Source organism: Novosphingobium naphthalenivorans NBRC 102051 (genome assembly GCF_001590985.1).
Classification (GTDB): Bacteria; Pseudomonadota; Alphaproteobacteria; order Sphingomonadales; family Sphingomonadaceae; genus Novosphingobium; species Novosphingobium naphthalenivorans.
In genome coordinates, this window is record NZ_BCTX01000119.1 from 1 (window position 1) to 9,848 (window position 9,848).

A 9,848-nucleotide genomic window follows, 5' to 3' on the forward strand; every position below is an offset into this window, starting at 1 on the left:
GGGATACCGCCGGTTCGACAGCTACCTGCTCAGCGAACCGAAGGCGACGCCGATCGTGTCGGCTCTTGGCCTGCCGCCCACAGCCAGCGATTGGCTCGAACAACGGGGCCGCGAACTGGACTGGCGGCTGAAGAAATTTGCCCAGCGCCTGAAGCGCGACGCTCTGGAAGGTGTGCGATACCGCGATGACCGCCTCCAGATATCACCCGTTCGCACCATCGCGATGCCTGACGCCGAGATGCTGGCCGACCGGCTTGATGCCATGATGCCACGCATTCGCATCACCGAGCTGCTGCATGAGGTGGCGCAGGAAACCGGCTTTCTCTCGGCATTCACCAACCTGCGCACCGGCGAGCCGTGTCCCAATGAAAACGCCCTGCTCGCCACCATTCTCGCCGATGCGACCAATCTCGGCCTGTCGCGCATGGCGGCCGCGAGCCAAGGCGTCACGCGCGATCAGCTGCTGTGGACCCATGACGCTTATATCCGCGACGACAGCTACCGCGCGGCGCTGGCCGTCCTCATCAACGCGCACCACCGCCTGCCATTCTCGCGGATATGGGGCGACGGCACCACATCGAGTTCCGATGGCCAGTTCTTCAGGGGCGCGAAGCGCGGCGCGTCGGGCGGCGACATCAACGCCCGCTATGGCGTCGATCATGGCTTCAGCTTCTACACGCATGTTTCCGATCAGCGCGCGCCCTACCACGTCAACGTGATCTCAGCGGCGACGCATGAGGCGCCCTATGTCCTCGACGGCCTCACCAGCCACGGCACCGATCTGAAAATCGCCGAGCATTACACTGACACCGGCGGGGCGACCGATCATGTTTTCGCCCTGTGCGCCATGCTGGGATTTCGCTTCTGCCCGCGCTTGCGCGACTTTCCCGACAGGCGGCTCGCGCCGATCGCGCCGGTCACGGCCTATCCGTCCCTCACCCCGCTGTTGGGCAAGCGCATCCGCACCGACATTATCGGTGAGCAATGGGACGACGTGCTGCGCCTCGTAGGGTCGATTAAGGCCGGCCATGTCGCGCCATCGGTCATGCTGCGAAAGCTCGCCGCCTATGAGCGGCAGAACCAGCTCGACGTCGCGCTCCAGGAAATCGGCAAGATTGAGCGGACCCTGTTCATGCTGGACTGGCTCGAAAATCCTGATCTGCGCCGACGATGTCATGCCGGTCTCAACAACAGCGAACAACGCCATGCCCTGACGCAGGCGATCTACACCTTCCGCCAGGGCCGCATCATCGACCGTAGCCACGAGGCGCAGCAATATCGGGCATCCGGCCTCAACCTGGTCATCGCCGCAATCGTCTATTGGAACACGATCTACATGGATGCCGCAGTCCAGCATCTACGATCAACATCGGTCGCGGTGCCTGATGATCTCCTCGCACATACGTCCCCGGTAGGTTGGGAGCATATTGCTTTCTCGGGCGATTTCCTCTGGGATCGCGCAGCCGCTTCTGCTGGCCGCAAGGCCCTCAATCTGCCGCCGGATAGTCGCGCCGCCTAAGCGTTCGCTGATTGTTCGCCCTTAGCGTTGTTTAGCGTACCTTCCACGCTATGCCCTCTATCTGTGTTATATCCGATATCGGGAAAGGCCGGCGCATTGGGCGTGTAGCCCGAGACCGTTCCCCTGAAGACGCGATAGGCGTTCGCGATCGAATCCCGATGGTCTGAATAATCGCCGATCAATGTGAACTTGGTGCTGTCGCTAGGCTCCCAGATCAGCTTGGAACGCACGGCGATGTCATGATCGAGTTTCTGAACATCCTTGCCGTTGAAATAGTTCGTGCCCCAGCCATCGCCTTGATGGGCCCCCGATACGGCCAGGTCCATGAACAGGTTCGACGTGATGGGGCCGGCGACATATCCGTTGCCGGTCACGCTATTGTAGTTGCCATAGCTGATATTGAACTCGGCTGCTGGCGTCGAAGATGGATCCCTCGTCGTGACCTGGATCAGTCCCCCGGTCGCGTTCCGGCCGAAGAGCGTGCCTTGCGGTCCCTTGAGCACTTCGATCTGGGAAATATTGTTGAGCGTCAGAAGCGAAGCCGCCGGGGCCGCATAATAGACGCCATCGATGTAGAGTGCGATCGGATTCTCGATTCCGGCGCCGAAGCCGTTGCTGCCGATGCCGCGCAGGCTGCTGGTGAGATAGCCGGCGCTATTCGTGACGTTGAGCGTCGGCACGGCTATCTTCAGATCGACAACATCCTTGACACCGGCGCGCGAGAGCTGCGTTTCGGTGACGGCGCTTACCGCGATCGGAACATTCTGAAGGTTCTGGGACCGCTTCTGAGCGGTGACGACGATATCCTCGATCCCGTAGGATTGGCCGGTGGGAGCAGCCGGGGTTCCAGCCGGTTCCGGGGGAGCAGTCTGCTCAGGCGCCGCATTGGCCGCCGGTGCGGTCGTCTGGGCATATGCAATATTGGAAACAAACGCGATCGCGCTGGCGCCGAGCACCAGATACAACTTACCCGTCATTCAATCCTCCCCTATGGATGGCAGTCCACAACGCGCCCTTTGAAGGGCGTCATTTTTAGATTTTTAGCGGAAACCCGAGCCGATTATCCGGCGACAGCGACGATCGGCTGAGCTTCCATGCTTTCATTCTCGTGCCGCGGTTTCAGAAGGTCGGCCATCACACGCCGAGCCTGCACCGCAGCGGAGTCGCTGCTGAGGAGGAGCGGTTTCATCGACCAGAATTCCCGGCCGGCCATGCGCTGGTGCACGGCCGCGATCATGGGTTCGTCTTCCGTGGTGAAGGCCTGCATCACCGCGGCCTCGATGCCGGCCGTCACTTCCGCGCTGTCGATCGCGAAGTTGCGGAACATCTTCCAGTGATAGTAGCTTGACGTTTCGGTTGCGGGGATCACGATCTGGACGCTTGAGAGAATGCGTCCGTCCTCCTTCTGCCCCCCCGCGGTTACGATTCCGGCATCCATGTAGAACGAACCCGGCGGATCCCAGCGCATGTTCGCCCAATAGTCCACGGTCTCATCGGGCGTCGCAGCGCCGGTTGCGGTGAACACGAAAGCAGGCGGAGCGCCGGGAATGAGCCGGTCCGAGAATATCCGTGTGCCTTCCTTGCGCACGGAAGTCACGTCCTTGGTACCCTGCTGAGGGCCGAGCGTTCCAGGATGGAGATAGGCAGCGTGGCTGAGGTCGAGGAGATTGTCGACGATCAGGTCGCAGGGGAGTGCCATGGGAATGGTATGGCTGCCGGTAAAGGCGTAGGTCTCGTCATCCAGCCAGGGAAAGTCGGGTATCCCCGCAGGGTCGGCGGCTGCCTCTTCGCCCATCCAAAGCCAGACCAGCCCGTTCTTCTCGATGAGCGGATAACGGCGAAGGTGCGACGCGCGCGGAGTGGCACCGTTGCCGTGCGGGTTATAGACGCACGCACCGCCCCGATCGAAGCGGAGCCCGTGATAGCCGCACTCGATCGTGTCGCCGTTGAGTTTGCCGAGGTGCATCGGAGCGAAGCGATGCGGGCAGGTATCGCTCAGGGCGATCGCCTCACCGGCCTCTGTGCGATAAAGAACGATATGATCGCCGATGATGGTCCGGGGAAGCAGCTCGCGCTTCACATCCTGAGTCCAACCGGCAGCGTACCAAAGATCACGGACGAATGCCATTATCAGCCGCTCCTCAATCCCCGAGGCGCAGCCTGACGCTAAGCCTCTCCTTAAGGTCCGAATATCGTTTTAGGCGATATGTCGGAATGATGTTTTGTTTATTTCTGGAAGGGCTAACGCGACGGCATAGGGGAGTCAAGCGTCGTTTTGACAAAACGCAAAGAACGAACGCCTTGCAGGCCTATGCTCCCAGCGTTAGCGTGATCGGCCCGGAAAAGGATGACAAGGTGTCGACGTCTGCAATTGCGGCAAAGTCCAAACGTGCCAAGCCACGAATTGACGTGGAACGTCGCGCGCAAATCGGGGCGGAAAAGCGTGCCCGAACCCGGCGGGTTGTTCTAGATGCGGCATTCGCGCTCCTGGGGCGTGAGCGAGGGCTAATGACGAGGATTGAGGAAATCCTTGATGTAGCCGATATATCGCGTGGGACGTTCTATAACTACTTCGACAGCATGGAAGAGCTGTTCGATGCGCTGCAATATGACCTGAACCATGATTTCAACACTGTCGTGTTGCAGCGCATCAACGACATGCCGTTTGCCGCTGAACGGGCTGGCTTCGCGATCCGATATTATCTCCAGCGCGCTCGCGAGGATTCCAAATGGGCCTGGGCGATGGTGCATATCAGCGCGGGCGGGATCATCTTCGGAGCCGAAACCTATCGCCAGGCTCAAATCACCGTCGAAGAAGGAATCGCGGCAGGCGAATTCGAGCTGACCGGCCCGAATTCCGGTAGAGACATCCTTCTGGGCACCACGCTGGCGGCCATGGTCACGCAACTTCGCAACCCTCCGTCCGATACCTATCCCGCTTCCGTAGCGCGCCACGTCCTTCGCGGGATGGGTGTCCCGAAGGACAGGGTTGAGGAAATCATACACCGGCCATTGCCAGAACTCGGCCTCCCGTCGGTGGCTGACGCAGACTAGGTGCTTCGGCTGAGGGCTATAGTGCGTACCACCCGCTGCGCAAGCCCACGGCACAGAACCTGACGATCGGCGCAAGGTGTGCCGGCATTTGTTCTCTTCGCCTGCTCAACTGCATTCGGGGCGAGGTGAATTGCGGCACCGGCATTCATGGGTGCAGTGAGAGCTTGCTCGACTATAGTCTGCGCGCGAGTCGACGGTGCTTTGGCTTGACGGTGGAGCGCTGACGGCGGTTCGGCACCTCTTCCGCCTTCCGCCCTCGGGTAAGGCTGGTGCCCTCCATCGGAGTAGTGATGATGCGATTTTACGTTGACGGTACAGTCATGTTGCGCCCCTTCTCGAAACGAGCGCGCGTTGCGCGTCTTTGCGCGATCGTCGCCGCTGGGGCGGGGGGTGCTCTCCTGATCAATCCGGCACCGGCGCAAAGCCAATCCCTGGGTATTTGGCGCAACCCCAAGGATAGTGTGCATATTCGCGCGGAACCGTGCGGCAGGTATATTTGCGGCGTCGTCGTTTGGGCGAATGAAAAGGCCAAGGCGGATTCACGGAAAGGCGGTGTCGATCCCCTGATAGGCGCCCAGCTTTTTCGGCAATTCTCGGAAGAGCGACCCAACCTTTGGCGTGGATCGGTTTTTGTGCCGGATATTCGTAAGACCTTTTCCGGAACGATCACGATCGTTGACCAGCACACGATCAGGGCAAGCGGATGCCTCATCGGGCGAATCGGCTGCAAATCGCAAATCTGGACACGTGTCGATCTGTGAGCCGATTGGCCGCCTTGTCGCGACTCGCACGTCTTTGCCGGATAGCCTGAGCATATCGGGGGTTTGGCGCAGCGGCGCTCCCTCAACATTGCGACGTCCTCTTCGCTTGGCGTGGAGTAGGGGTGTCCAGCAATAAGCTACTGAATAAATTAGATAAATACATCGAATTTCCAAGGGGCAGGCGCAACGCGCTTGACATCCGCCTTCGTCTTGATAACTCTCGAATTAAACAGAACATCAAAGTGAGATTTGATGCATTCCGAGAGAGGACGAGGATGGTGTCTGGCAGCCTGGTTAATGCACCGCGAACCGAGATCACTGACATAGTGGTCACAGGCGACGACGCGCGAGACATTCAGAATCTTTCGGCTGCGTACTTCCATCGGGTCGATCGGCCCGATGAGAATGCGGTGGCGGACCTGTTTTCGGATGATGCGCTTCTCATCCTGGGAAACCTTCGCATCGAGGGACGCCAGGCGATCGCCGCCTTCTTCGAGGCTCGTAACCAGGAGCAGACGGAAAGCGGCCGGGTTACCCGGCACGTTTCGGGTGGAATCGATCTGACCGCAGATGATTCCGGCCTTGTCCGCGGCTTCTCGACGACCGTCGTCTATGCCGGGAACGGCGCGCTGCCGCTGCCGGCCGAGCCGCCGACGACGATCTGCGATTTCGACGATGTCTATGAGCGCAGTTCCGGGCGCTGGCTGTTCAAGGAGCGGCGAGGCACCGTGATCTTTACCAGTCCACGCGCGGCGGCGTTCGCCAAATAACCAGATGAACAGACGGAGATGATGTTATGACTGATCTGACGGGTCGTTCCGAAGCCTATGTCGCCTGCGTTCCGCACGTGCCGATCCTGTCCCTTCAGGAAAGGGAGGTGAACCCCGAACTGTGGCGGGCCTATGAGGCGAGGATCGCGGAACTCGCAGCGTTCGATCCCGATGTCGTCATCGTCTTCGGCGGCGATCATTATTCCAATATCCGCCTGAACCTCTCGCCGACCTTCATCGTCGGCCATGCGGCGGAGGCCATCAACGATTGTGGTGGCGTACCGGGCAAGCTGGATGTGCCGAAGGAGCTTTCCACCAAGCTGGCCGACTTCCTCGTCGACAACGATTTCGACATCGCGGTGTCGTATGACATGGGTGTCGACCACGGCTTTTCCAACGCGCTCGGCTTCTTCTTCCACGGCAAGCTGGATGCCCGTCCGGTGATCCCGGTTCACATCAACTCGCTGAGCGATCCGCGGCCGAGCTTCAGGCGCTGCCGCCAGCTCGGAGAGGCGATCGGCCGCTGGGCCGCGAGCCTCGGCAAGCGGGTCGCCTTCATCGGTTCGGGCGGGTTGTCGCACCAGACCAGTTTCATCTTCCCTCAATTCGACACCGCGCCTGACGAGAAGGTTCGCGATTTCATCGTTCACGGCGGCTCGCCCGACGGCATCACCGACGAGAAATGGCATGGCGACATCGACGCCGGCATGAAGAAGCTTTCGGCTGAGATCATCGCGGGCGAGTTCAAGGCGCCCTGGATCAACAAGGAATGGGACGAACATTTCCTTGAAGTCTTCACCGCAGGCGATCTCAGCCGGTTCGACAGCTGGACCGATGCCGAAGTGCTCGACAAGGCCGGTTACGGCGGCGGCGAGATCCGGATGTGGATCGCGGCGGCGGCGGCAGGCCTCGCGGCGGGGGCGCCTGGCCTCAAGACCGATTTTTATTCCGAGAATACGCCACTAGCCATCGGCGCCGGTATCGCGCATTCCGAACTGGTCGCGGCCTGATGTCCACCAATCCGGTTCTTCTGCTGCACGGTTGGGGCGGCTCTTGCGCTGCGACTTACGAGCGCAACGGCTGGCTCGCCCAATTGAGCCAAACTGGCCGGCAGATCCTTTTGATCGATCTGCCCGGGCACGGTCCACGGGGCGGCTCGCACGATCCGTCGGCCTATAGCGACCTGGCAGGAGAACTGGGGCGGCTGCTGCCGGATGTCCAGCTCGATGTGATCGCCTATTCGTTGGGGGGCAAGGTCGCTCTGGAACTGGCCAGCCGCCGACCGGATCGCTTCGGCAGGTTGGTCATCGGCGGCGTGGGAGACAATATTTTCCTCCCCGAGGAGCATGGGGCAGCTCTGGCGGACGCCCTTGAGCTTGGCCTTTCGCCCGACGCTCCCGACCCGGTACGCGCTCTGGTCGAGTATTCGCGCGCCAGCCAGTCCGACCCGCTGGCACTCGCGGCCGTACTTCGCCGGGCGCCGAACCCGGTCGCCGATGAAGCCCGGCTGTCGCGCATCGAGGGGCAGATCATGCTGGTCAACGGCTCGACCGACACGTTCGTCCAGCCGGATACCCGGTTGCGGGCAGCTCTTCGCGAGCATGTCTATGTCCCTTTGACGAACGTCGACCATTTCGCGCTGCCCAGGAACGTGACGTTCATGACGAACGCCATAAAGTTCGTGAGCGGCGGCGTGACCGATATCTCGGATAATCAAGAACAGATTGCAGCGATGCAATAGGAGAGGCTCATGGAATTCGTTCGTAACACTTGGTATGCCGCTGGCTGGAGCGAAGAGATCTCCCGAACCATGCTCCCGCGGACTTTCCTTAACGAGCCGGTCCTCCTCTATCGGAAGGAAGACGGAACTCCGGTCGCAATCGCCGACCTCTGCCCGCATCGCTTCGTGCCGCTCAGTCTGGGCAAGCTGGTTGGCGACACCGTCGAGTGTCTCTATCATGGCCTGGCATTCGATTGCACCGGCAAGTGCGTCGACAACCCTCATGGCAATGGCCTTATACCCAAGGCGGCCAGGGTCCGCAGCTATCCGCTCACCGAGCAATATGGCCTGGTGTGGATCTGGATGGGCGATCCGGTACTTGCTGATCCGGCGCTGGTTCCCGACTTCGTCTGGCTGAACACGCCCGAGAAATATCGCGCCGTGCATGGCACGATCAATCTCAAGGCCAACTATCTTCTGGTGATGGACAACCTCACGGACCTGAGCCACGCCGGCTTCGTCCATGTGACCACGCTTGAGCCGCGCGAGCTTGCCAAGGCGTCCTACGAAGTCATCGAGGAAGAAGGGCGCGTCTGGACCAAGCAGTTCGTTCCATCGATGCCGGTGCCGCCACTCATGAACATCGTGAAGGGCTTCACCGGTGTGCTGGATCACTGGCTCGAGATGCGCTGCGATCCGCCGGGCTGTATGATCACTTATTACGGGTTCACCACGCCGGGGCGCCCGCGCGAGGAGGGCTGGGGCACCTACAATCCCAACATCATCACGCCCGAGACGGACAACACGACCCACTATTTCTGGGGTTCGGCGCGCGACTTCGATCTCGACGACGAGGAGATCACCCAGAAATTCGAGGTCGGCGCCGCCTATGCCTTCGAGCATGAGGATCGCCCGATCATCGAGGCGCAGCAGAAGATATTGCAGGGGCGCGAACTGATGGATCTGAAGCCGGTACTGCTCCAGAACGATCAGGGGTCGGGACGTGCCCGCCGGATCATCACCCGCAAGATCAAGGAAGAGCGCGCGGCCGCGGAAGCGATCCACGACCTTGCCGAGCAAGCGGTCGCCGCAGAATGAGCGCGCAGGAAACCAGCCAGGCCGTGCAGCCGCCCAAGCTCTACAACTGGAACGATATTCCGCGCGAATTCGTCCGGCGCGGGATCGAACGTGCTGGTCTCGGCGGCGAGAATGTCGTCCTTCAGTTCGGCTGGGTCGAACCTGGCGCCGCGCTGCGCCCGCACCAGCATGATCATGAACAGATCGTGCTGATCCTCGAAGGCGAGTGCATCTATCATGTCGGCGGGGTGCCGCATCAATGCACACGTGGCAGCTTCGTCCGGGTGCCGCCCCATACCGAGCATTATATCGAGGTGACCGGTACCGAAACGGTCCTCAACCTCGATATTTTCGCCCCGGTGCCGGAGCCTTACGCTCATCTGCTCGCCCATCAGAAAGCGGAATGGGGCGCGTGACGAAGCGCGCTTCCTTTGCCGGACTGATCCGTTCCGGCGCACCAGCGACAGGAACCTTCCTGAAAACCCCGGCTCACCAGACTGTCGAACTGATCGCCCAGACCGGGCTTGATTTCGCGGTCCTCGATGCCGAGCACGCGCCGTTCGATCCATCCCAGATCGACACCTGTATGCTCGCATCGCAGGTGGCCGACCTGCCAGTGCTGGTGCGTGTGCCAAGGAACGCGCCCGACACCATCCTCTCTGCTCTCGATATGGGCGCGACCGGGATTTTCGTGCCGCATGTCGCGTACCCCGATGACGCGCAGCGCGCGGCGGCGGCGGCGCGCTACATCGGTGGAAAGCGAGGCTTCTCTCCTTCGACGCGCGCGGGCGGCTACGGCACGCGCGGGCTACGTCCTTATATGGAAGCTGCCGACAAGGAGGTCTGCCTGATCCTTCAGATCGAGGATACCGAAGCGCTCGATCATCTCGACGCAATCGCGTCGGTGGAGGGTGTGGCGGGACTCTTCGTCGGCCGAGCCGATCTCG

The 9,848-nt window shown here is 61.1% G+C and carries 11 protein-coding genes; 9 read left to right on the plus strand and 2 right to left on the minus strand.

All coding sequences use genetic code 11. The annotated features are described in order from the left end of the window. The coding region (locus NN5_RS22800; protein WP_157081287.1) for a Tn3 family transposase at positions 1–1,519 on the plus strand (1,519 nt) is incomplete at its 5' end. Here the strand turns inward: NN5_RS22800 and NN5_RS22805 are convergent. Both NN5_RS22805 and NN5_RS22810 read right to left on the minus strand, forming a co-directional pair. After that, entirely contained in the window at positions 1,516–2,496 is a 981-nt protein-coding gene (locus NN5_RS22805; RefSeq protein ID WP_084385123.1) for a TonB-dependent receptor, read from the minus strand. The two genes, NN5_RS22800 and NN5_RS22805, sit on opposite strands and share 4 nt — an antisense overlap. An 83-nt stretch (positions 2,497–2,579) precedes the next feature. After that, the gene (locus NN5_RS22810; protein WP_067738707.1) at positions 2,580–3,647 is read right to left on the minus strand and encodes a Rieske 2Fe-2S domain-containing protein; all 1,068 of its coding nucleotides are present in this window, start codon (positions 3,645–3,647) and stop codon (positions 2,580–2,582) included. A gap of 173 nt (positions 3,648–3,820) precedes the next feature. Here NN5_RS22810 and NN5_RS25475 point away from each other — a divergent pair, with 173 nt between their 5' ends. From NN5_RS25475 to NN5_RS22845, 8 genes are all read left to right on the plus strand, one after another. After that, positions 3,821–4,573, plus strand: coding sequence for a TetR/AcrR family transcriptional regulator (locus tag NN5_RS25475; protein WP_217998753.1), 753 nt, complete (start codon positions 3,821–3,823; stop codon positions 4,571–4,573). A gap of 290 nt (positions 4,574–4,863) precedes the next feature. Next, positions 4,864–5,334 (plus strand): DUF2147 domain-containing protein, encoded by a 471-nt coding sequence (locus NN5_RS25480; RefSeq protein WP_245656670.1) that lies wholly within the window; start codon positions 4,864–4,866, stop codon positions 5,332–5,334. Positions 5,335–5,456: 122 nt separating this feature from the next. Then, complete coding sequence (locus tag NN5_RS22820; RefSeq protein WP_157081288.1) at positions 5,457–6,104, plus strand: nuclear transport factor 2 family protein; 648 nt, start codon at positions 5,457–5,459, stop codon at positions 6,102–6,104. 26 nt (positions 6,105–6,130) lie between these two features. Next, positions 6,131–7,114, plus strand: coding sequence for a DODA-type extradiol aromatic ring-opening family dioxygenase (locus tag NN5_RS22825; protein WP_067738715.1), 984 nt, complete (start codon positions 6,131–6,133; stop codon positions 7,112–7,114). Beyond that, positions 7,114–7,845 carry an alpha/beta fold hydrolase gene (locus NN5_RS22830; RefSeq protein WP_067738718.1) on the plus strand — a complete coding sequence of 244 codons (732 nt, stop codon included), beginning with the start codon at positions 7,114–7,116 and terminating at the stop codon, positions 7,843–7,845. Before NN5_RS22825 ends, NN5_RS22830 begins: the two co-directional genes overlap by 1 nt. Positions 7,846–7,854: 9 nt before the next feature. Beyond that, positions 7,855–8,922 (plus strand): aromatic ring-hydroxylating dioxygenase subunit alpha, encoded by a 1,068-nt coding sequence (locus NN5_RS22835; RefSeq protein WP_067738721.1) that lies wholly within the window; start codon positions 7,855–7,857, stop codon positions 8,920–8,922. Beyond that, positions 8,919–9,317: a cupin domain-containing protein gene (locus NN5_RS22840; protein ID WP_067738724.1), complete on the plus strand. Its 399-nt coding sequence runs from the start codon at positions 8,919–8,921 to the stop codon at positions 9,315–9,317. Before NN5_RS22835 ends, NN5_RS22840 begins: the two co-directional genes overlap by 4 nt. Beyond that, positions 9,314–9,848, plus strand: a 535-nt coding sequence (locus NN5_RS22845) for an HpcH/HpaI aldolase family protein (RefSeq protein ID WP_169801040.1), incomplete at its 3' end; no start/stop codon positions are given. The genes NN5_RS22840 and NN5_RS22845, both read left to right, overlap by 4 nt.

Bases quoted from the DNA above. Each gene is read 5' to 3' on its own strand.
- NN5_RS22805 (WP_084385123.1), bottom strand. From the start codon at position 2,496: ATGACGGGTAAGTTGTATCTGGTGCTCGGCGCCAGCGCGATCGCGTTT.
- NN5_RS22810 (WP_067738707.1), bottom strand. From the start codon at position 3,647: ATGGCATTCGTCCGTGATCTTTGGTACGCTGCCGGTTGGACTCAGGAT.
- NN5_RS25480 (WP_245656670.1), top strand. From the start codon at position 4,864: ATGATGCGATTTTACGTTGACGGTACAGTCATGTTGCGCCCCTTCTCG.
- NN5_RS22825 (WP_067738715.1), top strand. From the start codon at position 6,131: ATGACTGATCTGACGGGTCGTTCCGAAGCCTATGTCGCCTGCGTTCCG.
- NN5_RS22830 (WP_067738718.1), top strand. From the start codon at position 7,114: ATGTCCACCAATCCGGTTCTTCTGCTGCACGGTTGGGGCGGCTCTTGC.
- NN5_RS22835 (WP_067738721.1), top strand. From the start codon at position 7,855: ATGGAATTCGTTCGTAACACTTGGTATGCCGCTGGCTGGAGCGAAGAG.
- NN5_RS22840 (WP_067738724.1), top strand. From the start codon at position 8,919: ATGAGCGCGCAGGAAACCAGCCAGGCCGTGCAGCCGCCCAAGCTCTAC.